General features: G+C 34.9%; 1 protein-coding gene. It reads left to right on the top strand.

Annotated features, from left to right (window positions below):
- Nucleotides 1–335, top strand: a 335-nt coding sequence (locus tag GJV76_RS16200; protein ID WP_155093509.1) for a RagB/SusD family nutrient uptake outer membrane protein, incomplete at both ends; no start/stop codon positions are given.

The following is a 335-nucleotide window of genomic DNA, read 5'->3' on the forward strand; positions in this document are numbered from 1 at the left end:
TAGAACACGCCTATGCTATCCTAGCTGAGAGTTTGTTGAATCAGAATAAGCTTCCACAGGCAGTGGAAACACTGAATGCAATTAGAACAAAAAGAGGGCTGCTCCCACTTTCAACCAACATCGCTAAAGAAGAACTCGAACAAGAATTCTTACAAGAAATGTACAGAGAGTTTTTTACTGAAAATGGACATCGTTTTTATACTCTTAAACGACTCAATCAACTAAGTCAAATAAAAGAAGTTAAACCAAATTGGAAAGAGTATAACAGTCTGTTTCCAATTCCCGAAAAACAGTTACTAATTAATACAAACCTTAATCCTCAAAACAATGGTTAT

It is taken from the genome of Myroides albus (assembly GCF_009711045.1).
Classification (GTDB): Bacteria; Bacteroidota; Bacteroidia; order Flavobacteriales; family Flavobacteriaceae; genus Flavobacterium; species Flavobacterium album_A.